This is a genomic window from Hyphomonas sp. ske169 (genome assembly GCF_056850855.1).
The window spans coordinates 256,498-282,034 of the sequence record NZ_CP096146.1 but is presented as its reverse complement, the minus strand read 5'-3'; the positions used below and the strand labels follow the sequence as shown (position 1 = coordinate 282,034).

21 protein-coding genes are annotated in these 25,537 nt (G+C 54.0%); 13 read left to right on the top strand and 8 right to left on the bottom strand.

Going from position 1 to position 25,537, the window contains the following annotated elements:
* Positions 1-80: 80 nt before the first annotated feature.
* Positions 81-1,985 (bottom strand): DUF3604 domain-containing protein, encoded by a 1,905-nt coding sequence (locus tag MY069_RS01440; protein ID WP_482795296.1) that lies wholly within the window; start codon positions 1,983-1,985, stop codon positions 81-83.
* A gap of 205 nt (positions 1,986-2,190) precedes the next feature.
* Here MY069_RS01440 and MY069_RS01435 point away from each other — a divergent pair, with 205 nt between their 5' ends.
* On the top strand, positions 2,191-3,402 hold the full coding sequence (locus MY069_RS01435) for an acyl-CoA dehydrogenase family protein (RefSeq protein ID WP_482796738.1): 1,212 nt from the start codon (positions 2,191-2,193) through the stop codon (positions 3,400-3,402).
* 68 nt (positions 3,403-3,470) lie between these two features.
* On the opposite strand, the gene MY069_RS01430 is transcribed toward MY069_RS01435, so the two are convergent.
* Positions 3,471-4,703, bottom strand: a complete 1,233-nt coding sequence (locus MY069_RS01430; RefSeq protein ID WP_482795295.1) for a lipase family protein — start codon at positions 4,701-4,703, stop codon at positions 3,471-3,473.
* 136 nt (positions 4,704-4,839) lie between these two features.
* Positions 4,840-5,232 carry a hypothetical protein gene (locus tag MY069_RS01425; protein ID WP_482795294.1) on the bottom strand — a complete coding sequence of 131 codons (393 nt, stop codon included), beginning with the start codon at positions 5,230-5,232 and terminating at the stop codon, positions 4,840-4,842.
* Between the two features lie 210 nt (positions 5,233-5,442).
* Between MY069_RS01425 and MY069_RS01420 the strand changes: the two genes are divergently transcribed.
* Both MY069_RS01420 and MY069_RS01415 read left to right on the top strand, forming a co-directional pair.
* Positions 5,443-5,670, top strand: a complete 228-nt coding sequence (locus tag MY069_RS01420) for a tautomerase family protein (RefSeq protein WP_482795293.1) — start codon at positions 5,443-5,445, stop codon at positions 5,668-5,670.
* 47 nt (positions 5,671-5,717) lie between these two features.
* On the top strand, positions 5,718-6,440 hold the full coding sequence (locus MY069_RS01415; protein ID WP_482795292.1) for a methyltransferase family protein: 723 nt from the start codon (positions 5,718-5,720) through the stop codon (positions 6,438-6,440).
* Positions 6,441-6,501: 61 nt separating this feature from the next.
* Here the strand turns inward: MY069_RS01415 and MY069_RS01410 are convergent, their stop codons facing one another.
* Both MY069_RS01410 and MY069_RS01405 read right to left on the bottom strand, forming a co-directional pair.
* Positions 6,502-7,233 carry a response regulator gene (locus tag MY069_RS01410; RefSeq protein WP_482795291.1) on the bottom strand — a complete coding sequence of 244 codons (732 nt, stop codon included), beginning with the start codon at positions 7,231-7,233 and terminating at the stop codon, positions 6,502-6,504.
* Positions 7,233-9,089: a hybrid sensor histidine kinase/response regulator gene (locus MY069_RS01405; protein WP_482795290.1), complete on the bottom strand. Its 1,857-nt coding sequence runs from the start codon at positions 9,087-9,089 to the stop codon at positions 7,233-7,235. The genes MY069_RS01410 and MY069_RS01405 overlap by 1 nt, the downstream gene beginning before the upstream one ends.
* Before the next feature lie 138 nt (positions 9,090-9,227).
* Between MY069_RS01405 and MY069_RS01400 the strand changes: the two genes are divergently transcribed.
* The gene (locus MY069_RS01400) at positions 9,228-9,584 is read left to right on the top strand and encodes a group I truncated hemoglobin (RefSeq protein ID WP_482795289.1); all 357 of its coding nucleotides are present in this window, start codon (positions 9,228-9,230) and stop codon (positions 9,582-9,584) included.
* A 3-nt stretch (positions 9,585-9,587) separates the two neighbouring features.
* A complete protein-coding gene (locus MY069_RS01395; protein WP_482795288.1) occupies positions 9,588-10,589 on the top strand; it encodes an adenylate/guanylate cyclase domain-containing protein in 1,002 nt (333 codons plus the stop codon).
* 85 nt (positions 10,590-10,674) lie between these two features.
* On the opposite strand, the gene MY069_RS01390 is transcribed toward MY069_RS01395, so the two are convergent.
* A complete protein-coding gene (locus MY069_RS01390; protein WP_482795287.1) occupies positions 10,675-10,863 on the bottom strand; it encodes a hypothetical protein in 189 nt (62 codons plus the stop codon).
* A 153-nt stretch (positions 10,864-11,016) separates the two neighbouring features.
* Positions 11,017-12,003, bottom strand: a complete 987-nt coding sequence (locus tag MY069_RS01385; RefSeq protein ID WP_482796737.1) for an agmatine deiminase family protein — start codon at positions 12,001-12,003, stop codon at positions 11,017-11,019.
* A gap of 310 nt (positions 12,004-12,313) precedes the next feature.
* Between MY069_RS01385 and MY069_RS01380 the strand changes: the two genes are divergently transcribed.
* The 5 genes from MY069_RS01380 to MY069_RS01360 all read left to right on the top strand — a co-directional run bounded on the left by MY069_RS01380 (position 12,314) and on the right by MY069_RS01360 (position 19,268).
* Positions 12,314-13,903, top strand: coding sequence for an MFS transporter (locus MY069_RS01380; RefSeq protein ID WP_482795286.1), 1,590 nt, complete (start codon positions 12,314-12,316; stop codon positions 13,901-13,903).
* Complete coding sequence (locus MY069_RS01375) at positions 13,900-14,781, top strand: SDR family oxidoreductase (RefSeq protein WP_482795285.1); 882 nt, start codon at positions 13,900-13,902, stop codon at positions 14,779-14,781. Before MY069_RS01380 ends, MY069_RS01375 begins: the two co-directional genes overlap by 4 nt.
* 125 nt (positions 14,782-14,906) lie before the next feature.
* Positions 14,907-16,601 (top strand): thiamine pyrophosphate-dependent enzyme, encoded by a 1,695-nt coding sequence (locus MY069_RS01370; protein ID WP_482795284.1) that lies wholly within the window; start codon positions 14,907-14,909, stop codon positions 16,599-16,601.
* Positions 16,602-16,611: 10 nt separating this feature from the next.
* A complete protein-coding gene (hisC, locus tag MY069_RS01365) occupies positions 16,612-17,736 on the top strand; it encodes a histidinol-phosphate transaminase (RefSeq protein ID WP_482795283.1) in 1,125 nt (374 codons plus the stop codon).
* 11 nt (positions 17,737-17,747) lie between these two features.
* On the top strand, positions 17,748-19,268 hold the full coding sequence (locus MY069_RS01360; protein ID WP_482795282.1) for an aldehyde dehydrogenase family protein: 1,521 nt from the start codon (positions 17,748-17,750) through the stop codon (positions 19,266-19,268).
* Here MY069_RS01360 and gcvA read toward each other — a convergent pair.
* The gene (gene gcvA / locus MY069_RS01355; RefSeq protein WP_482795281.1) at positions 19,265-20,176 is read right to left on the bottom strand and encodes a transcriptional regulator GcvA; all 912 of its coding nucleotides are present in this window, start codon (positions 20,174-20,176) and stop codon (positions 19,265-19,267) included. The two genes, MY069_RS01360 and gcvA, sit on opposite strands and share 4 nt — an antisense overlap.
* Positions 20,177-20,417: 241 nt before the next feature.
* Here gcvA and manD point away from each other — a divergent pair, with 241 nt between their 5' ends.
* From manD to MY069_RS01340, 3 genes are all read left to right on the top strand, one after another.
* The gene (manD, locus tag MY069_RS01350; RefSeq protein ID WP_482795280.1) at positions 20,418-21,626 is read left to right on the top strand and encodes a D-mannonate dehydratase ManD; all 1,209 of its coding nucleotides are present in this window, start codon (positions 20,418-20,420) and stop codon (positions 21,624-21,626) included.
* A gap of 57 nt (positions 21,627-21,683) precedes the next feature.
* Positions 21,684-22,835, top strand: a complete 1,152-nt coding sequence (locus MY069_RS01345) for a DUF819 family protein (RefSeq protein WP_482795279.1) — start codon at positions 21,684-21,686, stop codon at positions 22,833-22,835.
* Positions 22,836-23,007: 172 nt separating this feature from the next.
* On the top strand, positions 23,008-25,500 hold the full coding sequence (locus tag MY069_RS01340) for a TonB-dependent receptor (protein ID WP_482795278.1): 2,493 nt from the start codon (positions 23,008-23,010) through the stop codon (positions 25,498-25,500).
* Positions 25,501-25,537 lie beyond the last annotated feature (37 nt).

Sequence of the window (25,537 nt, the reverse complement as noted above, 5' to 3'; positions counted from 1 at the left end):
AGTAGAGGAAGACATCACGTCGAGGCAAGCGGGCGGAAGGCTCGATCGAGCCTTTCATCCACTTGTGATCCTTCACAAGATCACGGTTGCGGCGCGATCCAAACCGGAGAAGACCAAGCTCGTTCTTGTAGTGTCATAGGCAATTCTGGATTTGGCGGTGTGCCAGCCCGAACCGCGTCCCATGTGCTCCAACGGCAGGTTGGGTTCTCTAAGACACGGACATAATATGCGCTGCTCTGAGTTGGGTCATAAGCTGGATCCTGCCAAAGCGCTTTGAGTTCAGCGACGCCGGTTCCTGGCTCGGTCGAGCAGTCGCTCGTGTCAACTGATGCGCCATTGTCGGCGCAGCGATGCGAGTCCGGATCAGGGGCGCTACCATCCGAGCATGCGACGTCGTAAACGGCTTCTTTAGCAGCGCCGTTCTCAGCCCAAACTTTGACGATTTGCAGCCGCTGAAGAGGTGCGGAAATGGGGTCTCGAATGGCCCATGCTAAGAGACTGGGCGCGTCTTCTGCGGGCGCTGTGAGATTGCCGCCCATTGCGACGCCATTGGCATAGGCTTGTTCAAGCAAATCCGGAGCTGTTAGAATATCTTGATCATAGTCGCCCGCAAATAAACGAACTTTCAGGCGGGGGCCGGTGGTCCCGAAAGTCTCGCGTTTGCGCATACCGTTGAACACATCTTCGCGCGTATTGGCTTCCGCCCAAACACCAATCAAACCTGATGCGCTGAATTTAGCGCCGGTCAGAATTCGGCGATTAGTGGCGTCTGGTACGTCTGCCCAATCTGTATAGCCATCCGGCGGTACTGAGCTTCTTTGTTGGGGATTTGCGCCGTCGGTGGGAAATTTGCCCCAATGCGTTTCTTCACGCAGGGTCGCGGCCGCAATATGCGTATCGCTGGAGCCGATAAAACCGAATTCATAAGGATTCGCGCCGAGCTCGTCACCCAAAGCAATCCCGCGCGCCAAAGACGGCCTGACAAAGTCGCCAACATTCACAGTGGATTTTGCGCTGCTTCCAATGAAGTAATCATATTGCTCGAAATCCGCCCATTCATCCGTCGGAGAAAAGATCGGATGAGTTTCCGACGTGCCTTTGATCTGTGTGATTTCAACAATCGGCTCGTTGCGCAAACGAGTCAGTGCATAGAGCTTGCTGAGCGGCTCGCCATCATAGGTCTGAAGCGCAAACATCTCTCCGTTTGAGCCGTTCGAATTATGCGGAATGGCCAAGGAGTCGATTCCGTCCTCGCGCTGACCGTCCATCCAATCCCACAAGTCTTCTGGATTGGTCGAGTCGAGTGTTGAAAAGATTTGATCTGGCGCTTGGTCGCGGAAGATCACATTTCGGTGGAGGTTGGCGGCAGAGCCTTCCTCCTGGCTGACGACGGTCATCGCGGTAAATTCATAGCCAGCAAATGTTGTGAACTCGCCAGGCTTATAGTGACGGTCCGCTGCATTTATTGTTTCCGCCCAGATTTTGTTCATGTGGCTCTGGTCACGGATTTCTTCGATCGGTTGCCCTGTTACGAAGGAGATGCCGATGCTGGCAAATGTATCTGCTGACGCAGCCGCATCATCGCCAAAAGCGGCTTGTGCCGTCAGAGTTCTCGAGAGGGGATGATTTGGGTCGTCCATAAACGGAATGACCCCGAGATACTCGCCATGATCGGTCACGGCGAGAAAATCGAGCGGTGGACCCTCGAGTTGAATGTCATAGCCGCCATCATGCGGGATTTTCTCGCCTTTGGCGAAACGATAGGCGTCGTCAGGCGTACGGCGTGTCGCGAAGATGTAAGCGTCAAAACTATTCCGCGTATGGACGTGTAGATCGCCAAAATAAGCGTTCTTCGTCGGTGATCGCTCAATCATGTTTTCCGCTTCGGCGACGGGAACCGGCTCTGTCGGTTGAGCCGTCTCGGTCGGCGCAGAACATCCCGTCACGATGATACCCGCGAGTGCTGTAAGACTTACCTTCTTCATTTTGACCTCCCATCGCCATGTCGTTCACAACGTGCGCTGCATTTCGCCTTTTGTCCATGTTGGCCAGAATTTCGCTCGTGATCGGAGCCTCCTCGTTTCCCCGGCGCGCCCACTTGTGATCCACGCTAGCCGGTCTACAAATCACGTCGACGTTTTTGGAGGATTTTCCGTGCATACCGATACACCCGACCTTTTCGACCTCGCCATGTCAGATCAAGCGCGACCGCTTATGGATGCGGTGCTCAAACATATCGAAGACAATGTTGTGCCGATCAGCGAGGAGTTCTTTGCGCTGGATAAAGAGAAAGAGGACCGGTGGACCTGGCACCCTCGCCAATTGGAACTGCTCGAGGGCGCGAAGAATAAGGCGAAAGAATCTGGGCTTTGGAACTTCTTCTTGCCAGAAACCGAATATGGCACTGGCCTGACCAATCTCGACTATGCCTATATCGCGGCTGAGCTTGGCAAATATCCGCTGGCGTCAGAGTCGCTGAATTGTAGCGCGCCAGATACCGGGAATATGGAAGTTCTGGAACGTGTCGGTACGCCTGAGCAGCAAGAGAAATGGCTCAAGCCTTTGCTGAATGGCGAGATCCGTTCCGCCTATGCGATGACGGAGCCAGCCTTGCCGTCTTCTGACGCCAAAAACATCTCCACTAGCGCGGTGTTAGAGAATGGCGAATGGGTGATCAATGGCGAGAAATTCTATATTTCTGGCGCCGGCGACCCCCGCTGCAAGATCATGATCGTGATGGTCAAAACCAGCCCTGATGCCGCGCCGCACAAACAGCAAAGCCAGATCCTCGTGCCGGTCGACACGCCGGGCGTGAAAATCCTTGAAGGCATGCAAGTGTTTGGCGAAGATCACGCGCCGCGCGGACACATGCATATCGTGTTCGATAATGTCCGGGTACCAGAGGAGAATATTCTACTCGGCGAAGGCCGCGGGTTTGAAATCTCTCAGCTTCGCCTCGGGCCAGGCCGCATTCACCACTGTATGCGCTCGATTGGTAAAGCCGAACGGGCGCTGGAGCTGATGGTCAAACGCGGCGCCACGCGCGAAGCTTTTGGCCGGCCCTTGATCAAGCTCGGCGGCAACCTCGAAAAAGTCTCCCGTGCCCGGATCGAGATCAACGCGATGCGCTTGGCCGTGCTTCAAGCGGCGAAAGCCATGGATGTGCTCGGCAACAAAGAAGCACGCGTCTATGTCAGCGCGGTAAAAGCGATGGTGCCGGAAAAGGTCTGTCAGATCATCGATGATGCCATCCAGATTCATGGCGCGACGGGGATCTCACAATGGAGCCCGCTCGCAGGACTTTATACCGACATGCGGCACCTACGCTTCGCCGATGGTCCTGACGAAGTTCACCACATGGTGGTCGGCCGCGCCGAAGTGCAACGCTATGGGCTCTGGTAAAGGCGCGACCGCCCCACTGGCTCGAGCATCGGTCAGTGCTGGCCTCGCCGTCTTGCTTGATAATCAAATCAAAACGGTAAAGCGTCACAGTTGCCAGCGATCGTATCGCCGCTGAATGCTGCAGACGCAAACGCTTTTGACTTCGTTTGGGAGTGATTCAGCACGGTCAGGTGATCAAAACCGTCAAACAAATGGGCTTCAATCGCCGACCCAGCCGCACATGCGGCTTTTACAAATCCGGATTGCATGCGCGGGGGCGTATCGCGATCGTCTGAACCGACTCCGACAAACACAGGAACAGACAGTTGAAGTGACGGAAACTGCATGCGCTCGAATGCCTGCCGCAGAGGCTCTGTTGGCGCAGTAGTGAAGGTTTTGTCGTAGGTTAGTCCTGCCTCGGTGATCTTTGCCCGCATGTCTCGATTGCAGATTTCTGTGACCGCGCGCGCAAGTGGTAATGCTTGTTCTGAAACATAGTCTTCTACCGCAAAGTTTGGGTCGATTTGTTCAATGAGCGTCAGAGCCAGAAAATTGTAACCCAGCATCGGATCGACCACATCATTTGGACGCGCTGCCTGAACTGCGAGGAGCGCATCGGGTGTGAAAAATGGAACACCGGTTGCGATCACCGCGCGAATATCGATCTCCGGCGCATAGGTTGGCGCATATCCAGCCGTCGCGATCGCAGCGCCTGCGCCTTGCGATTGCCCCGCAAGGACAACATGGTCGGAAACCGGAAAGTCCGCTGATTGGACCGCGCGAATGACATCCAGATTGCTGTACGCTGCCGGACGCGTTGCAAGATAAGGGTGTGTCCCTTTGGTCCCTAGGCCTTGATAGTCTGAGGCGACGATCGCGTAGCCCTCATTTAACCACTCTGAAAGATGCTCATCATGAAATGGGACATAGCCAGTCCACGTCGGTGCACACTTATCGGCGATCCCGACGGTTCCGTGGGACCAGAGCAGTAAAGGCCATCCGCCTTCTGGCGGCTCGCCTTCGGGAAAAAACAATGCCCCTGACACGACAAGCGCACCGGTGCCCGCAAGGCCATCACTGGATGAATAGAGTAAGCGGATCGCTTTAGCCGCATTTGGAACCCGTTGCTCTGCGTTGAGCGTCTCTTGCCGAAGCAATTGACCGGGCGCGGGTATTTCATCTGAGAAGGTGTAGAAGTCCGAAACGCCCCCATCGCCTAATGTAAAGCGAGGATCCAAATCGGCGGCGTCCCGTGGACCGAGGCTCATCGCGCATCCGGCAGCTAAAAATCCGAGAAAACAGGCGAAAAGTATTCGGGTCATTGCGATCGGGCTCCAGGTTATGCGTTTGTTGCAATGAGGAGCGGTGTTGACCTTACTGCCGTCAACCAAAATTACTTCTATGCGCGATTTCAAATGATGGCTTTTAGATCGCCGAGAGGATGTTTGGACACTCTGGCTAACTTTGAGCGCGCAACTCCGATCTTCGCAGATAGTATCCGGCAATGCCGCAAACCAATATCCCAAGGTTGCCGACGAAATCTATAAGCATCAGGGGCGTGAACATCTTCACGACGAACACAAAATACCAATTAAAAATAAAGAATGGCAGCGAACCGACCAATCCGAAAATGAGAAATGTCCTCGGCGAGAATGTGGAAAATGCAATCACAGTGGCCACAAGCACCGCCTGAGCACCGAAGCAAGCCATTAACAAAGCGGATGTCCCTGATAAGTGCTGGAAGTCCGGTCTCAACACCAGCGATTCCACGTGATGCGGGGCGATGAGGCACCAAGATCCCAAGATCAAGAATATGGCAGCGAGCGCGTATTGAACGTATTTGGCAGTCATCAGAACCTCAAACTTCGACGGTTCACGCGTCAGTATAGGCAATCAGGCTAGCCTTCAATCCGTCCCTTTTGAGTGTCGTAACATTGAAGTCGGCACACTGAAACAATTGAAACACGATTGGCCCTCTGCAGACATCCAGCAGAAATGTGGCTGACCTATCACAGGCTCATCAGCGATGTCGCTGAGCAACCATTTATAGGAGGCAAGACCATGCCACTCGTAACCATTGATTTGATCAAAAACGTATTCACCCCTGCTCAAAAGCAAGAGCTCATTGAACGCGTCACGGACGCCATGATTTCAGTTGAAGGCGAGACGATGCGTCCCGTGACTTGGGTACGCATCAACGAAGTCGCCGAAGGCGATTGGGCGATTGGAGGACAAACTCTGACAGCGTCTGCCGTGCACGCCATGGCGGCCGGTGAGCAAGCGGCCTGACGGCATTCAATTCAAGGCGCTAAAGCGCGCAAATTTTGGAGGGATCCATGTCGAAAACTATAATTCTTATATACGGCGTCGTGTCTTACTTTATCGGGGTCGCCGGGCTTCTCAGCATTATCGCCGTTCTCGCCGGACTGGCACCTTATGGCTTTTTGTGGGGTGGTCAGGCGATCGCTGTGAACGCTGTGGTTTGGAACTTAGCACTGGTTGCCATTTGGGGATTCTTTCATTCCTACATGGCGCGGCCGAGCTTCAAAGCCGTGCTGACCAAAATCATTCCAGAGCCGGCGGAACGCCCGACTTATGTATTGGTTGCTGGGATCACCAGCCTCCTACTAACAGGATTGTGGATCAATATCCCAGGTGTGATTTGGTCAGCGAATGGAAGCGTCGTGATCTATTCGCTTCTGGCGGTGTTCTGGTTCGGTTGGGCGTTCACCTTCGCGTCGACTTTTGCGATCAATCACTTCGACCTCTTTGGGCTGCGCCAGGTCTATGTTCACTTTAAAGATCAACCGCGTCCGCCCCTGACCTTCGTGAAACGAGCCATGTACAAGTACATTCGCCATCCTATTCAAACAGGGGTCATGATTGGGATTTGGGCAACGCCTTTGATGACCAATACGCAGATCATCCTGAGCCTCGGTTTCACCGCCTATATCTTCATAGGATTGTGGTTTGAGGAACGAGATTTAATCCGGGAGCATGGCGAGGAGTATCTCGCCTATAAGCAAGAAGCCGGAATGTTGCTGCCCAAAATAGGATAGTCATTCCTTCTCAGCTTAAACGATATGAAGCCGGCCCTCGAAACAAAGAGGGTCGGCTTTTTCAGTCGGCTTGATCAAAGATATAACCGAGGCCGCGAACCGTGCGGATCAGAACTGGATGGCTCGGATTGCGCTCTATTTTACGTCGCAGACGGGAGATGCGAATGTCGATGCTCCGATCGAATGGATCCCAATCTCGATCATGCGCCATCTGTAGAATTTGATCGCGATTGAGCACGCGGCCGCGATGTTCGACAAATGCACGAAGCAGGCTGAATTCCATCGCCGTCAATGGGATATCCTCGCCATCGCGGCCTGTCAGTTTGGCGCCTTCTAAGTTGATCGTCAGGCCATCCACGAGAACATCACCATCCGTTTTCGGATCAGCGGAAGCATTGCTCTGTGCGCTGCCGCCGCGGCGCATAACGGCCTTTATTCGCGCTTCGAGTTCGCGCAGATCCACGGGCTTTGCCAGATAGTCATCTGCGCCTAATTCCAATCCTACGACGCGATCAACGGTGTCGCCGGCCGCGGTTGACATGATGATCGGGAGAGACATTTCGGTTCTGAGGCGCCGCAGAACGGACAAGCCGTCTTCACCTGGCATATTAATGTCTAGGATGATGAGTTGAATATCGTCATTTTCTTCCAGCGCGGCGTCGAGCGAGCTGCCACTTTCAGCCGTCGATACGGTGTATCCGCGGCGTTGCAAATAAGTCGACATCATATCCCGAATGTCTGGTTCATCGTCGCAGACGAGAATGTGGACGGGGTTGGCATCATTTTCGGCCATTACGCGCGCTCCCCAAGGCTTGTGATCAGATCAATCAGTTCCGATGGCGAAAAGGGCTTCTCCAGGATTGGTCGATTGGACAGCGACTTATATTGCGACAAAGCATTCCCCATGGAGTCTCCCGTGACGAAACATGAGCGGTCTCGATAAACCGGCCACTGAGCGTCTATTTCGAGCATCATATCGATGCCGTTTAGCCCTTGCATTTTGAGGTCGCTGACAATGACATCAAATTGCTGTCCCCTTGTTAGAGTGGCCAGGGCGTCATCGCCGCTTTCGCAATGCGTCACCGAGATATTCTTGCTGCGCAGAATGCGCGTGATCATATCAGCAACATCTTTTTCATCTTCGACCAGGAGCACGTTCATCGGCATCTCTTGTGTCGAGGTTCGCGCGGGTTGGTCGGGCGCGATCGCGGCGTTGGCGGCAGCAACGCGCGGCAAACTGACGGTAAAGCACGCACCGCCTCGCGGGTTGTCGCTGAGTTCTAGATTGCCGCCATGAGCAGAGGCAATGCGGTGGCTGATCGACAGGCCTAAACCTGTGCCTTCGCCAACAGGCTTGGACGTGAAAAAGGGCTCGAAGATGCGGCCTCGAATCTCTTTCGGAACGCCTGGTCCGTTGTCCGAGAACACGGCGGAAATCATTCCGGTGGCCGGGTCGATACGTGTCGAAATATGGACTACGGCACCCGAGACACCCTCAAGGGCGTGTTCAGCATTGGTCAAAATGTTGATCAAGATTTGCGCAATTTGATCCTCATCGACGTGTATTTCCGGAAGCGTATCTGCGAGGTCAATTTCCAACGTGACGCCGGCCTGTCGCAAGCTGTGACCGCAAACGTCTAACGCGGTCATGACGATCTCGTTCATGGATGCCGGTACCAAGGTCATGGGCTTTTGACGTGCGATCGCGAGAAAGGTTTTGACGATCCGGGCGCAGCGCTCCGCAGAGTGGGAAATTTTATCGAGCGGCGCTTTCAGGGAGGGATCGGTAACGTCCTCTTGCAACATCAAGGCGTGTCCAACGACGACGGAAAGGGGATTGTTCAGTTCGTGCGCGACGCCCGCCAATAGGCCACCCATAGCCGACAGCTTTTCGTTTTGGTGCGCGATGTCCCGGATGCGAATAAGTTCATCGCGTTGGGCGTGAAGTTGCGTCAGATCATAGGCCGAGGCCAAGATCACTTTCTCCTGTTCGTATTCGATCAACCGCGCGTGTGAGATGACGGGTACACGTTTGCCATTCCTGTCGAGCAAGTCGCACTCGAAGTCGTCGACGGCGCCGGTTGGCAGTAATTCTGCCAGGAGCTCAGAGCGTTTGTCAGCGTCGGCATATAGCGTTCGAACATTGTCCAAAGTGCCAAATTGCCCGGTGCTGTAGGGCGTTTGATAGATTACTCGCCCATCATCGACGCTGCTCATCAAGATGTTGGCGGTGCAGGCATCGAGCACGTTTCGCAAAAGGGCCTCAGTTTCCACTCTTAAGGCATCAGCTTCATAAGCGTCGGTCACATCAGATGCGGTGAGGATGAAGCCGCCCTCTGAGAGCGCCCGCGCGTTCAAGCGTACGCGTTGACTGGTGCCATGCGTCACATCTTGGGAAAAAGGTTCGATGAGACCGCCAATCAGCTGGAAGTTCAATTGATCAAAACCCGCGCCTCGCCTTTTGCGTTTGGCTTCATCCATAAACAAGCGCCACGCGCCGCCGGGGATCAAATGCGATGTCGCCCCGTCGAAAATCTGGTGGAACGGACGGTTGGCCAAGACTAAGGCATAATCGGCATCAAATACCGCAATCCCGTCCTGTAAGGAGTCGATCGCTCGGGTGAGAAACGCCGCCGTATCGCTGGTCATAATAGGTCCCTAGTTGGGGCTAATAGGTTCCAGGTATTGATAATTGTTCCCATCTAAGCGCCCCTATCTTTTTCAAAATGACAATAGTAAGAAGTAGTTAAAGTGCAAAGCGACGGACTTTGTATCGGGGACAATCACATGGCCAACTCGCTGTTTGAAAAGTATGGTGGCTTCTCGACCATACACAGCATCGTCATTGAGTTTTACAATAACGTCTTGGATTCCGACGTTGTGGGCCCGTTCTTTGACGGTACTGATATGGAAAGTCTTATCGACCATCAAACCAAGTTTATTTCGTTCTTGCTGGGCGGCCCCGTCTCGTACCCAGATGCAAAGCTGAAAGCGGCGCACGCGAATTTGGATATCCAGGACCCGCATTTTGATACGATCAAAGCCCTGTTGGGTGAGACCTTGGTCGCCTTCGACGTTGAGCAGGCGGATGTTGAGGCTGTACTGGAAAAGATCGAAACCTACCGATCTGTGATCGCGGCCTAAGCGATGGCCATTGCATCGATCAATGAACAACTCTTGCGTGCCGTCGGCGTCGGCATTGCGCTGTTCGATGCAAAGACGGGAAATTTGCAGTTCTGCAATGACGTGTTCGGCGAGTGGTTTGACGAGGCTGGGCCGGGTATCCCAATCCAAACCCTGTTTCCAGAATTGGATTTCGCGGAGCTGAAAGCGAACATACAAGCAAGCGGCCGCCAATCCGGTGAACTCAGCTTTCGCCGCAACCGCCGGACCTTGGTTCTTGCGCAAATCATTTCGCAAGCAACCGTCGGCGATGAATCTGTCTATGTGATGGAATGCCAAAACGTCACACGGATCCGTGAGCTTGAATCCATGCTCGCGAGCTATTCCAAAATGGTCGAGCGCAACACACGCGAAATCAAAAAAGAAAAAGACCAGGTTGAAGAGCTGTTGCTGAACATCCTGCCGCGTGGGGCTTATGACGAATACAAATCTTTCGGTGTGATTACACCCAAACGCTATGAAGATGCGTCGGTGCTGGTCCTGGATTTTGTGGGTTTTAAAAAAATGGCCGAACAATTGGCGCCAGCCAATTTGGTCAGTGAGTTGAACGAGCTGTATACAGCATTTGATCAAATTGGTGAGCAGCTCGGGTGCGAGCGCATCAAAACCAATGGTGATACGTATTTTTGTATTGCGGGTTTGGAAGATTCTGAGCTCGATCATCGCGCGTCGATCATCAAAACAGCGTCTTTGTATCGCCAGTTTTTGAAGAAACGGAATGAGAACTCGGAAGTCGATTGGGTTTGCCGGATTGGCTTGGGAAGCGGCGCCGTTATTGGCTCTGTTGTCGGCGTGAAGAAATATGTGTTTGATGTGTTTGGGCCAGCGGTCAGTGATGCCGTCGCAGCCAATGCTGGCGCTGGCGATTTCGAGATTATCGCTACTGATGCGTTCGCTGCAGAAGGTCCGCACGCCGCTCAATTCGCGCCCTCTAAACCTGGCATGAAGGTTCTGATCGCGGACTGATGGGTGCAGGTGAGACCTGAGCCCATCAGCCATCGAAATTTATCTGCATGAACATGTTGCGACATAGCAAAACAAGCATTGCAGATTAGTGGCGACCAGCGAGGCGGGCGCGGCGGCGGCGACGGCTCACCAAGATGCCTGGACGCTGCGTTTCCTCTTTGGCGGGCTCAACGATTGGCGCAATGACTTCGTTCGGCTGAACAGGGCGCAGATGCGTTGGTGTGATCTCAATGACTGGGATCGGCGAATAATCAGTTTGGACTTGGTTCAACATTGGGTTTCTCCATATTCATGTTCACGGCAACAGCGCCGATGAGATGAATTTAGAAGATCAATGTTTCTGCTGAACGTCGCCAAGCTCAGAGTTTTGTTTCAATTGTTTCAGAACCTGGCTGAGACTGTGTCGAAACAGCCGTCTCAGCGGTTTTCAATCGAAAATATTGGCCAGTATGGTGTGCGCGAGTTCGCCGCGTGTTTGCCACGACATGCATCTAACGCCGCCGCCCATTTTGCACACTTGGCTCGATTGTACTGGAACGACTTCACGGTCCGTCCAGCTTCTAACGCTGGCCAGCGCCTCGGTGTCTTCTGGGATACCAAACTGGGGAAGATAGATCCGCGACGGGGTCACAAGCATATTGGTGTAGAGGCCACAGGCCGAGCCAAAACGTTGGTCATAGATCTGACTGCCATCATAAGGCGTGACGATTTCATGCAGCACGACGCCCGGTAATCCCGCTTCTAGATCGGCTTTGAGATCCGCCGTGTAATCGGGATCTTCCGGATAGGAATTTATCACCAGTGTGTTGTCGCCAACAAAGGCCACGACGCCGTCTGCATGCTCCAGCCCGCCTTGTTCATCAGCCTCGATAAAAGCGATCTGTTTGACGCCTGTGGCTGTTCTAATGCGTTTGCGGGCCTCAGCTTCGCTGAGTTTGTTGTCGCGCAAAAACTTTCGGCTGACGACTGCATTACCAGCATAATCATCAACGAAATTTCCGCCATCATTCAGCAGGTCACTCTCCGGAACGACGCCACCGGCAGCTTCAATAAGTTCGGCCAAAGCATCTTGGACATAATCGGCTTCGGATTGACCTTTGCGGCCACCGCCTTGTCCTGCAGCTGTATATCGGAACATCACTGGATTGATGGCATTTAGGGGGCTGAAGTCTCGCATCCAAATGTCTAGCATTTCCACATTCACGACTTTGTCGGCGCCAAGGTCGTCGACATAGGCCTGATAATCTTGCGACCCGGACAGGATAAGAACATGATCGCGGCCCGCGATCTGACGGGCATAGGAAATGTGGAAGTCGTAAATATCCCGGCGCACCGCCGCATAATATTCATCTCCATCCGGCGGAGCCGCCAATACGATTAATTCTTTTTCGCCATCTGTCACATGTTTCGCCATCTCGCCGTCCTCGATCGGGGCACATGATGCCAAGGCAAACAGGATTGCCGGTAGAATAATATCGCGCATGAGAGCCTCCACCAAAGGCCGTATACTTTTGCTTTCGGGAAGTCACTCGTCTGGGCGCTTTAATCTCATCAAACTCGGCCCATTCTAGCGGTTCCAGTATCGAACAACCGCGAACGCATTAGAGCTGGTAATGCCTCCCATAACGACAAACGATTTGAGCGATCATCGGCGCTACGGAAAACTTCTCCTAATTGAGGAGTATGGCGGGTTGAGCGCGGAACAGAAAACCAAAAAAAGGCGCATGGCCCTGGTCATTACCGCTTCTACAGCGGGGACAGCGTTCGAGGGGTACGACTATTTTCTATTTGGCGCGCTTGCAACGATCTTGTCGGCGAAGTTTTTTAGCGGCGTAGACGAAACCAGCGCCTTTATCTTCACGCTCCTGACATTTGCGGTGGGCTTTATCACTCGGCCGCTCGGCGCCATCGTGTTCGGGCGGATTGGAGACCGTATTGGTCGTAAACAGGTGTTCCTGATCGCGATTGCGTTAATGGGTGTTGCGACGGTTGCCATTGGACTTTTGCCGACATTTGAACAGGTTGGCATCGCGGCGCCGATCCTGCTCTTGGTCTGCCGGCTCCTGCAAGGGTTTGCGCTGGGCGGCGAATATGGCGGGGCTGTGATTTATGTCGCTGAACATTCCTCGCATGAGCGGCGCGGATTCAATACAAGCTGGATTCAGACCACGGGCGCGCTCGGACTGATTTCAGCCCTCAGCGTCATCCTCATCGTCCGGCGCTCCATGGGTGAAGCGGCCTTCCAAGACTGGGGGTGGCGAATTCCATTCCTGCTCTCAGTGTTCCTGCTCATAGGTACAGTTTGGCTGCGCCTAAAACTGGCAGAAAGTCCGGTCTTTGAGAAAATTCAGGAAGAGGGCGGCGTGTCCGAACACCCGGTGCGGGAGTCTTTCTTAGAGTGGCGTAATCTGAAGATTATCCTGCTGGCTTTGTTCGGCCTGGTCATGGCGACGGGCGTGATGTTTTACGCTGGCCAGTTCTTTGTACAGTATTATTTGGAGCGAATTTCGAAGGTATCACCGGACGTGGTCAATGGCTTGATCGTCGCGTCAGTGGCGCTGAGCGCGCCGCTATTCGTGGTTTTCGGCGCCCTGTCAGACCGGATCGGTCGCAAGCCAGTGATGCTGACCGGTATGGCGGTGATGGTGATCGCCTATTTTCCTGCATTCTCAGCACTCTCGAACGCGGCAAATCCAGCATTGGTTCAAGCTGAGCAGTCGCACCCTATTAGCATTCACGCGGCACGTGGAACGTGTTCCTTGCAGTTCGATCCCCTTAATTTGCGGGAATACTCCAAGCCGTGTGATGTCGCTCGCCGCGCGCTTTCAGGTCTCGGTGTCAATTACACGCTGAAACTGGATTCCCCGACAGATGCGTCTGAGCTGCGTGTGGGTGAAGTAAGACGCATCGACCTTGCCCGCCAGCACATCGATTCAGATGAGCTCGAGACCGAGTTGCAGGCCGCGCTGGCGATCGCAGGTTATCCGGAAACGGCCGATAATGATGAGGTCAATTACCTTCAAATCGTCGGCATCATCATGTTGTTCGTGGTCTGTATCGCCGCCATCTCAGGTCCCCAAGCGGCGGCTCTAGCAGAACTCTTTCCGGCGCGTATTCGGTATACCGCACTGTCATTTCCCTATCATGTTGGTCTGGGTTGGTTTGGCGGCTTCATGCCAGCCATTGCGTTCACGATCATCGCGCAAACCGGGAATACGATGTCAGGACTGTGGTACCCATTCGTTATCACGCTGACTGCGCTGATAATCGCCGTACTGTTCTTGCCCGAAACCAAAGACAGAGATCTGGTGTGACGCAGAAGCGTACCCGTCGGATTGTTTTGATCACCGGATGCTCGCGGGGAATCGGCTTGGCGAGCGCCATTGCCTTCGCTGAGAATGGCGACAAAGTCTATGCATCTGTGCGGGATATCGATCGCGCCAGTGAACTCCGAGACGCTGCGAAACGCCATGATGGGAACATCATCCCTATCGAGCTTGATGTAACGAAGCCTGCGACGATCAAAGCCGCAATCGACCACATTACGTCGCATGAGCGCGTACTCGATATCGTCGTGAATAATGCCGGGACTCTGCAGGCCGGAGCGTTTGAGAGCCTCACAGATGCCGATATTCGGGCGGTTATGGAGACGAATTTCTTCGGCGTTCTGAACGTGACTCGCCAAGTGCTCCCGACGATGCGGGCACAATCTCGCGGATTGATCATGATGATGAGTTCGGTTTCGGGTTGGGCTGGTCTTGCGGGAGATTCAATCTATGCCGCGAGCAAGTTTGCGCTGGAGGGATTCACCGAAGCAATTCGTCACGAAGTTGCGCGCTGGGGCATAAAACTCGCGTTAATCGAGCCTGCAGGCTTTCGCACGGATCTCATTTCGCGGGGACTAGAGGCGATGCCTGGTGATGTCGATCCATATGCCGAATTCAATCAGAGGCTTCGCCAAAACTTAGCGCAGAATGCGAAGCGCGGCGGAGACCCCGACGAGGTGGCTCGACGACTGATCGCGATTTCAAAGTCAAGCAGTGAGCAATTTCGTTGGCCGGTTGGAGGTGTCGCTGAGCAGGTCCAATCTAGTTTGTTTGCTGGCGATGACACGCAGCGAGACAACCTTCTCAAATCAGCCGCTCAAATCGAGTGGTGGTTGGGTTCCGGTGGTGCCGAAGGCTCCAATTAGCTTCGATAATCAGAACCATGAGATTATTCGATTTGAGTTTTGAAAGGATATTGAGGAGCCTGTCTGGGGAGGATCTTAGGAGACGAGGATCCAATAAAGGGTTTGATTGAAAGTGAGCAATGTAAATGCTTGATGCTGTGCGAAAGAATGCAAGCAAAGACACGCAGAACAATACGCGCCGCGAGAAAGGCGCTGATGCTTTGTTGCAAAGTCTGCAGGCGAATGGCGTCGATACCGTTTTTGGGCTGCCAGGCGGTCAACTAAATGATTTCTTTGACGCCATGCAGCGGGCGGGTGACAAAATTCGCTATGTCGGGTCGCGCCATGAGCAAGGCGCCGCCTATATGGCGTTCGGCTATGCGAAATCTACGGGAAAAGTTGGTGTGTACACCGTGGTCCCGGGACCGGGTGTGCTGAACACCGCGGGCGCGATGTGCTCAGCCTATGCCAATAGCTCGCCAGTACTGTGTGTGACGGGGCAGATTCCATCTCACGCGATTGGCAAAGGCGTCGGTGAGCTGCATGAGCTCCCAGATCAGCTCGCAACATTGCGCTCAATGACGAAATGGTCAGAGCGCATTTCTCATCCGAACGAAGTCGCTCAAAAGGTTCATGACGCGTTTCGCGAGTTGAAGTCGGGGCGGCCGCGCCCGGTGGCGCTTGAGATGCCGCCGGACATCATGGCGCAAACAACTCGGGTTGAAATCGGACGCGTCTATGACGAAGCCGACGCTCGGGTATTTGACGAAGATCTCGTGAAGCAGGTCGCGAAAGCTTTGGCCGCTGCGAAGAAGCCGATGATCGTGGTCGGTGGCGGCGCTCAGCATGCGAGTGAAGAAATCTTGCACCTGGCAGAGATTGCTCAGGCGCCGGTCGTGTCCTTCCGCAATGGCCGGGGTGTGGTCAGCGACGCTCATTATCTCGGACAGAATTTTGCTGCCGGGTATGAGCTTTGGAAGGACACTGATTGTGTCATCGGTATCGGCTCCAGAATGCAGCCCTATTTGCAGGAATGGGGGATCGATGATGACATGACATTGATCCGGATTGATTGGGACCCGACCGAGATCAATCGTATTGTCAGAGCCGATCTCGGTATTTGCGGCGACGCGAAAACAATTGCCGGAGCATTGGCCGATGAGCTCTCCAAAACGGCTGGCAAGCGCGCCTCTAGAGAAGAGGAATTGTTTGCCCTCAAAGCGCGTGTGGCCCAGCTGCTCTCGTCGGTTCAGCCGCAAATGTCGTATTTGCAGGTGATCCGTGACGTGCTTCCGGAGAATGGCATTCTTGTCGATGAAATCACGCAAGTCGGCTTTGCCTCATGGAACGGGTTTCCAGTTTACAATCCGCGCTCTCTCATAACCTGCGGCTATCAAGGCACGCTCGGCTATGGCTATGCGACCGCGCTTGGCGTGAAGGTCGCGAACCCCGACAAGCCGGTTGTGGCGATCGCTGGTGATGGCGGCTTCATGTTCAATGTGCAGGAACTGGCGACCGCGGTTCAATATGGCATCGATATGCCGGTCATCGTGTTCAATAATGGCCGCTTCGGAAACGTGAAACGGCATCAGACGGAATGGTATGACGGGCGATATATCGGCTCCGACCTACAGAATCCGAAATTCGCCGAGATGGCGACAGCGTTCGGAATGGAGAGTTTCAAGGCAAATTCTCCAGAGTCTTTGAAACCCGTGCTGCAAAAAGCGCTCGCATTGGGCGGGCCAAGTCTCATTGAAGTTCAAGTTGATGAGATGAGCTCGCCTTGGCCGTTCATCTTGCGGGATCGCGTTCGTGGTGTGAAAGCGCGTCACGCGATTTAGGGTAGGGCGAATGAGCATCAACAAACACGAAGCAGACGCGGCGCTGGCCGAACTCCTCCCGAACGAACCAGTGCGCTCTCTTGCGCCCTATAAGCAGGGCAAATCGGAAGCAGCAGGGCATTCTGATCCGATCAAAGTGTCATCAAATGAATCGCCGCTTGGTGCGTCTCCACGCGCGCTTGAAGCGTATCGCAAAGTTGGCGAGAGCCTGTTTCGGTATCCGAATGGCGCGCAAACGGAGTTGCGAGAGGCGTTAGGTGACGTATTCGATCTCAATCCAGAGCAAATCATCTGCGGCAATGGATCAGAAGAGGTTCAATCCCTGCTGATCCGGGCGTTCGTCGCGCCTGGCGATGAAGTCATTGTGAGTGAACATGCCTTCGTGATGGCGCGCATCCATGCCACGGTACAGGGCGCTAAAATCGTCGACGCACCGGAACCCAATCACCGCACAGATGTGGATGAGATTCTGAGCCGGGTGACCTCGTCGACCCGTATGATCGTCCTCGCCTCCCCAAACAATCCGATCGGGGACTATTTGCGGAAACCGGAATTTGATCGCCTCGTAGCTGCGGTGCCGCCACATGTGATTATTGTCTATGACGGCGCTTATGCGGATTTTGTGACCGAGCCGGACTTCACTCACGGGTTTGAATACGTTTCGAAGCATCGCAATGTCGTCGTGACTCGGACGTTTTCAAAGCTCTATGGCCTCGCGGGTCTGCGCATTGGTTGGATGTATGGCGACTCGTCGGTGATCGAGCCGATGCAGCGCATTCGCACGCCGTTCAATGCCAATATAGCGGCGCTCGCGGCGGCGGAAGCGGCCGTTCGCGATGTCGATCATGCCGCCCGGGTGAGGGAGCACAATTCGGTTTGGCTGAAACGGATTCGCAGCCATCTCGAACAGATCGGGCTGGAGGTTTTTCCAACCGTGGCAAACTTCTACCTCATCCGTTTCCCGGATGAAGGTCCGCACACGGCGCAAAAGGCGTATCAGCACTTAATGGCGGCTGGCATCATTCCGCGCCCAGTCAATGCTGGTGGGCCGTCTGGGAGCCTGCGTATTACGGTTGGGCTTGACCATGAAAACGAAGCTGTCCTGAATGCCCTGACGGCATTTATGGAGGCCTGAAGCGAAGAGTGATGGTGAAACACAGCCAGTTAGATTTCGTCCAGGCGCGCACGAAAAGCTATATTCAAGGCCCTCATCGGTTTCAGATCGGAGGAAAGTCGATCACCCCGATGGCAACGGCTGAGTTTCACATCTCAGACCCGTCAACAGGCGAGCTTTTGTCTGAATTTGCATCAGCAACGGAAGCTGAAACCGATGCTGCCATCAGCGCCGCCCGTCATTCCTTTGATACAGGGATTTGGCGCAATGAGTCCCCAGCTCAGCGCGCGCAGGTGCTCTGGCGGGTTGCGGAGTTGATCGAAGAAAACCGCCAATTGCTCGGTGAGCTCGAGGCAGTTGAAGGCGGCAAACTGATTGGCGCGGCTCTGCACGGAGAAGTCTGGGCTGCTGCAGAGGCGTTTCGGTATCATGCCGGTTGGTGCACGAAGATCGAAGGTAAGACGTTTAAGCCATCAATCCCCGGACTGGATTTGGAAGGCACGACGCGCCTGGAGCCGATTGGAGTGGCGGGTTTGATCACACCCTGGAATGGCAGTCTGGTCATGTCCGCTTGGAAACTTGCACCGGCGCTCGCAGCGGGTTGCTCGGTGGTTTTGAAGCCATCAGAGAACACGGTCCTGTCAGCCTTGCGATTGGGCGAGCTTTTGGGCGAGGCTGGCATTCCAGCGGGTGTCGTCAATATTGTCTTGGGCGATGGCCGCTCTGTCGGGGCTCAGATTTGTGAAGACAAGAGGGTCGATAAAGTCTCATTTACGGGGTCGACCAGTACTGGGCGCGCTTTGATTGATGCGGCCAGGGGCAATTTGAAAAAGCTATCTCTGGAGCTTGGTGGTAAATCACCCGTGCTCATCTTCGATGATGCCGATATAGGCGCCGCAATTGATGGGGCCGCGGAGGGCATATTTTCGAATGCCGGACAAGTCTGCGTCGCCGGCTCCCGTATCCTTGTGCACGCCTCGAAATTTGATGAAGTGGTCGCAGGCATTGCCGGGCGCGCCGACGCTTTGGCAATCGGCCCGACCATGGACGAAAACAACTCGCTTGGGCCACTGATCTCCGAACCTCACAGGAATTCCGTAAGCAATTATGTCGAGCGCGCGCGGACGCAGGGCGTTGAAGTGGTGACCGGCGGGAAACTGGGCGACGGCGACGGCTATTTCTATCAACCTACCGTACTAATCGATCACGATCGGACATCATGTGCCTGGTCGGATGAGATCTTTGGCCCGGTCGCGACAGTGACTCGGTTTGAAACAGAGGCCGAAGCCCTGGCGCTCGCCAATGATACCCAATATGGGCTTGCGGCCAGTGTTTGGAGCGAGAACACGTCCCGGGTTCAGCGCGCGACAAGGGATTTGCGCGCTGGGATCGTCTGGGTGAACTGTCATGGCATCCCAGACATGTCGATGCCCATCGGCGGCTACAAGCAATCAGGGTGGGGGCGGGAGCATGGCTGGAACGGTGTCGAGGCCTTTCTCGAGCACAAATCAATCATGCAACGGGTGATGCCAGATCCCAGCCTCGAGTCTTAAGCCGTTTTCGCAACAGCCCCCTCGAACACGTCAGACGTCTGAGCCGCTTGATCTGCCAGCCACTCATAGAATGATCTTATCCAAGGTTTCTCCGCCAGATCTTTCGGGCAAACCAAGTAATAGGAAAAGTTCGATTTCAGCATGGTCTGGAACGGCGCAATCAACCGCTTTTCCGCCAGATCATTGGCGACCAGGAGACTGCGGCCGAGCGCAAACCCGTGACCGGCAATCGCGGACTGAAATACCAGATGCGAGTGGTTATAGTGCATGCCCTTCTTGGCACCTTCCGGATCGCCGCCCGCTTCCTCTAGCCAATTAGGCCATCCGATTACCATGCGGTCGTGGATGAGTTCGAAATTCTTGACATCATTGACGTCAGAAAGAGCGCTGTCCGCGTCCAAAAGAGTGGGGCTGCAAACCGGGAAGATAAATTCATCTGCAATCTTCTCGACACTCAGGTCAGGCCAATTGCCATCACCATACCGAATTTCCACGTCGATTTCGTCGCTCTTAAAATCGGAGAAAGCGCTGTGGGTAAACAAAGTCATCGGAATGTCAGGCACGCTCGCCTGATAGGCCTTAATCCGCGGTGCGAGCCATTTGGTGGCGATCGAGTCATAGGTTGCGATATTGAGAGACTTGGATGCGTCTTCGCCGAGAACATGGCCTGTGGCATCGGCGATGATCTTGAACGCTTCGGTTAGCGGCTGGGCATAGGCTTCGCCCTCTTTGGTCAGTTTGATCGACCTGTTCATTCGTAAGAACAGCGTGACTTGAAGCCATTCTTCGAGTTTGCGGACTTGGTGGCTGACCGCCGCTTGCGTGACGTGTAGTTCCTCTGCCGCCTTAGTGAAAGATAAATTGCGCGCGACGGCTTCAAACACTCTCAACGCTATCAGAGGCGGCATTCGCTGCTTCATTTCAATCAGGCTTTCCGGTTGTTTTTAGATGGATTTTGTGCCGTTCGCATAAGCCCACCTTATGAGTGAGATGACGGACAATCAATTGCTTTGAGGGCTGGATTCTTTTTTAAATTCGAAGTGTGTTCAGACGACCACGTCTGGATCCACCAAGCTCCGAAAGCCCGCAGCCCCAATGTCTGCCTTTTGGAAATGAACAGAACGAAGGCAGCATGAGGCAAGGCTCCTAATGAAAATCACCAACGCCAAGGTTATTGTCACCTGCCCAGGTCGGAACTTCGTCACCCTCAAGATTGAAACCGATCAAGGCCTCTATGGGATTGGTGATGCGACGCTCAACGGACGTGAACTTGCCGTTGTTGCCTATTTGCAGGAGCATGTTGTGCCATGTCTGATTGGGCGGGATGCCGGTCAGATTGAAGACATTTGGCAATTCCTGTATCGCGGTGCTTATTGGCGACGCGGCCCGGTAACCATGTCGGCCATTTCCGCTGTCGATACCGCCCTTTGGGACATCAAGGCGAAGGCGGCGGGCATGCCGCTCTATCAATTGCTCGGCGGCAGAAGCCGATCTGGCGTGATGGTCTATGGCCACGCCAATGGCACGACGATCGAAGAGACCACCGCGGAAGTCGCGAAATATATCGAGCTTGGGTATAAGGCGATCAGGGCGCAAACTGGCGTGCCTGGCTTGGACACGGTCTATGGCGTGTCGAAGGACAAAATGTATTACGAGCCAGCCGACGCTGACCTGCCGAGCGAAGCTGTCTGGTCTACGCCCAAATATCTCGATCACGCACCGAAGCTGTTCGAAACGCTGCGAGAGACGTTTGGCTATGAGCCGCACTTCTTACACGATGTGCATCACCGGCTCACGCCGATCGAAGCGGCTCGACTAGGAAAGTCACTAGAGCCTTATCGGCTGTTCTGGATGGAAGATGCGGTGCCGGCCGAAAACCAGGACAATTTCCGCCTTATTCGCCAGCACACGACAACGCCGCTTGCCGTCGGTGAAGTGTTCAACACGATTTGGGATTGCAAAGACCTGATCGAAAACCAGCTGATCGACTATATCCGAACCACGGTGGTGCATGCGGGCGGGATCACGCATCTCAAGCGAATTTTCGACTTTGCCAGCCTCTATAATGTCCGATCAGGGTGTCACGGCGCAACCGATCTGTCACCGGTTTGTATGGGCGCAAGCCTGCACCTTGGGCTCGCCATTCCGAACTTTGGTGTGCAGGAATATATGCGCCATACCGAGGAAACCGATGCTGTGTTCCCGAGCAACTATACGTTCGCAGACGGGTCCCTCTATCCAGGCGAAACACCGGGGCACGGGGTCGATATCGACGAAGAGCTCGCCGCTAAATATCCTTATAAGAGAGCCTATCTACCCGTGAACCGTCTTGAGGATGGCACTTTATGGAATTGGTGATTTAACAGAAGCGAAGACACAGAGACTCAAAAGGGTCCGTATTTGGGAGGAATATTCATGGCCGACATTTTTCAGGCTCCGCTGCTTGATGGAGGGAATGTGTTTGCCATGGCCACGCTTGTCCTCGGACTCGCTTGGTTTGGGTTCTGGGTCGATCAAACCGAATTTGGCAAAAAAACATCTGGCGTCGTTTGGGTACTGATCGTGGCCATGGCGCTATCGAATTTGCGCTTGGTTCCATTCTCATCTCCGACATATGATTTTGTCGGGGCTTATCTGGTGCCAGCGTCAATCCCACTCTTGCTTTATAAAGCCGATCTTCGCCGCGTTTTTCGAGACGGGGGACCCGTTCTGCTGGCCTTCTCGATCGCCTCGATCGGCACAATTCTTGGCGCCATCACGGGCGTAATGCTGCTCGACCTCGGTGATATCGGTGCAAAAGCGGCAGGCGCGTATACCGGCGGGTGGATCGGCGGAGCGGTCAATCTTGTCAGTGTTAGTCGCGCGGTCGAGATGACGCCGGCAGAAAGTACGGTCGTGATTGGCGCCTCCAGCGGGGTCAGTATTATCATGCTGATGTTCTTGATGGCATTCGCATCATTTAGCTTTGTGAAGCGCTTCATTCCATCGGCAATTATCGATGAAGCCAAGGAGCAAACGGAAGCTGGCGACGACAAGGCATTCACGGTCGAGTTTAAACTGCCAACTATTTCCGGAGCCTTGGCGCTGAGCTTTTTGATCTGCGCGATTTCCGAAGTCGCCGCCCAAGCGATAGGGATGCCGCATTTCTCAATTCTGATCATCACGGCTGTGACGCTCCTGCTGGCAAATTTGTTTCCTAAAGTGGTTGGTGAGTTCGAGGGCGATTTTCAGCTCGGCATGTTTATGATGTATCTGTTCTTCGCCGCTATTGGTCTTGGCACCAATGTCACAACATTCTTGAGCGATGCGCCTGTCCTGTTCTTTTATGGCTTACTGATTATGGGCGTTCACTTCTTGGTCGTGCTCACCGCTGCGAAAATTTTCAAGATCGATTTGGCGCAAGCCATTGCCGGATCCGGGGCCGCTTTGGTGGGACCTGCCGTGACCGCAGCTATTGCGTCGACGCAAGGATGGCGCCGGCTCGTCACACCATCGATAATGTGTGGTGTATTGGGGTATGCGCTGGCGACATTTATTGGTGTCGCAGTTTCGGCGATATTGTCATAAAGCCCTGATTAATAAACGAATAAAGTCGGATTAATCGTGCGCGATTTCCCATTAGATCGAGTTATGCGCAGCATGAAAAACTATGATTTGTGGCGCGACTTTCCTGCTCGTAGCATCGCGATAACCCCAGCTATTCGGGGGCAGAAAAATCGTATATCGGGAGGAAGTACGAATGAAATCAGACTTGCGGAATAAGCTGCTGATCGTCGCGTCGTCATTTGCTGTTGCGACCAGCTTGAGTTCAATGTCACTCGCCCAGGAAGCGGACGCGGATGCGGAAGCCTCCGCCGAGAATGAGCGACAGCTAGATGTCGTAACCGTTCACGGGCAAAGAAAAGAACAAACCATTTTGGAAGTTCCGATCAGTGCCAGCGTGTTTACGGACGACTTGATCGACACGGCTAACGTTCAAGAAGCTGACGATTATTTGCTGCAAACCCCGAACGTAACCTTCTCGAAATCAGGCCGGAATGGCGCGCGCGAGATCGTCATTGCTATTCGCGGTGTTTCTGATGTTCGTGGCGGCGAAAAGGTCAATAGCATCAGCGCCTTCGCGACGTATTTCGATGAGTTAGGCCTGGCACAACTTTCAAGCGGTCAAGCCAACCCGCCGACATATGATGTTGAAAGCATCGAAGTTCTGCGTGGACCGCAAGGCGTATTTTTCGGACGGAACTCAGAAGGTGGTGCGATCAATATTCGGACCAAAAAGCCTGAGCAAGATTTCTATGGCCGAATTGATGCCGGTATGGGCAGCTTCAACACGTTTGAGCTTGCTGGTGTCGTCAATGGCGGGATCACCGACACGCTTTCCGGTCGTCTGACGGTTCAAGCAACGACAACTGATGGTCCGCTGGAAAACCGTCACCCTACAGGGGGTGATACCGGTAATGATTATTTGGCGATGCGCGGCCAATTGCGCTGGCAGCCTTCGGATGCAACGACAGTAGATCTGTCTATCAATCGGATCACGGACAATCAGGATTACACGCCAAAACTGGCGACCTGCATCAATCCAACTTTCGGGTTCAACCCCTTCGACCCAAATGTTGTCGGCCAAATTGGTTGCTATGATTTCCGCGGCGAATTTTCCGATCGCGTAAATAGCGGTGACATCACATTGCCGGATGGCGTCTCACTTTCGAGCATATCAGACAATGATGATTTCATTTTCCAGAACACGGCAGAATTCACAGACAACACTGCGAGCATTCTCACTGCTCGCGTCGAGCATGATTTTGGCGATGTGACCCTGGTTTCTGTGACCGGCTATTCGGACAGTGAAACAGATCAACTCGTCGATTTGGATAAATCAGGGTTAGATAGTGTCGACCGTGCTGGAGCCTTCGAAACAGAAGCGTTCAGCCAAGAGTTTCGCTTAGGGCCATCTAATCCAGGGCGCCTTGATTGGACCGTTGGCGGCTTCTTCTACGATGAGAGCGCGCAAGCAGAAAATAAGATCATCATCAAAGACCTGATCGGGCCATGGCTTCGAACGGACTATGCCAACGAAAACATGATCCTTCAGGAGCGTGACGGCTGGGCCATCTTCGGCAACATTGAGTATGACCTGACGAGCGAGTTATCTGTCATAGCAGGTCTCCGCTACTCTGAAGACAATGATGATAATGAATGGTCAAACGTCTTTGCTGCCTGTCCGCGCATTCCATTGGGTGATGCTCGCGCGCCAGGGTGCGAGTTGCGTCCGGATCAAGTGCTGAACGTGCCCGTGCAAGTGGCTGGCGATGGCACGGTCTTCACATCGGGTGGCCGGAGCTCTCAAACGCTCGGCACCGCGGGTGAGAACAGTTCCGAGGATATCTCTCCGCGCCTGGCTTTGAACTGGCAACCGAACAACGATGTGTCGGCCTATGCGTCGATCGCGAAAGGCTACAAGCCAGCCGGTGCTCGCGCGAACCCAGATTCTGGTTTCTCCAATGTCAGTGTCTTCGACAAGGAAACACTGTGGAACTATGAGATTGGCGGTAATGTCTATCTCGCTGACCGGACAGTCCTCGTGCAAGGCGCTGTGTTCTACATGGATTGGCAAGATCTTCAGGTTGAAACACGTCAATCATTCTGCCGTGTCGGAACTGAGTTGATCCCGATTGATGAGTTCACCGGAACCGATTGTACCATCACGCCTGTCGACAATACGTTCAACGCAGACAAAGCGACGTCTAAGGGCGCAGAATTCTCAGTCACTGCACGTCCAACGGATCAGCTAACCATTTCGGCGGCCGCAGGATATGTCGACGCAAAGTTTGAAGAGTTCATCGCAAACCTTCGCGGGACAGATCAGGATTTGTCTGGCGAGCGTCTCGGGCAAGCGCCGAAATGGACGGCCTCTGCAAATGCGCAATATGACTTCCCATTCTGGGGCGGCGAGGCCTTCGTTCGAGGTGAATGGTCATATCGCTCAAAAGGTGCGGTTGGCATCGTACAAGCCGCCGGCAATACATTCCCGCAAGAGGTTCCTAGCTTTGATGTTGTGAACTTCCGTGTTGGTCAGGAATGGGACGGCATTCGAGTTATCGCATCTGTCGAAAACCTCTTCGAAGAAGAGTATTTCACAGGCGTAGATGGCTTTAGTTGGGGCGGAACCACCTTGGATTACAATCCACGACGGTTCTCCATCCGCCTCACTAAAGAGTTCGGCCAATAGTTGAAATGGCCTAACCTCCGCTGACTAAAGCGCCCTG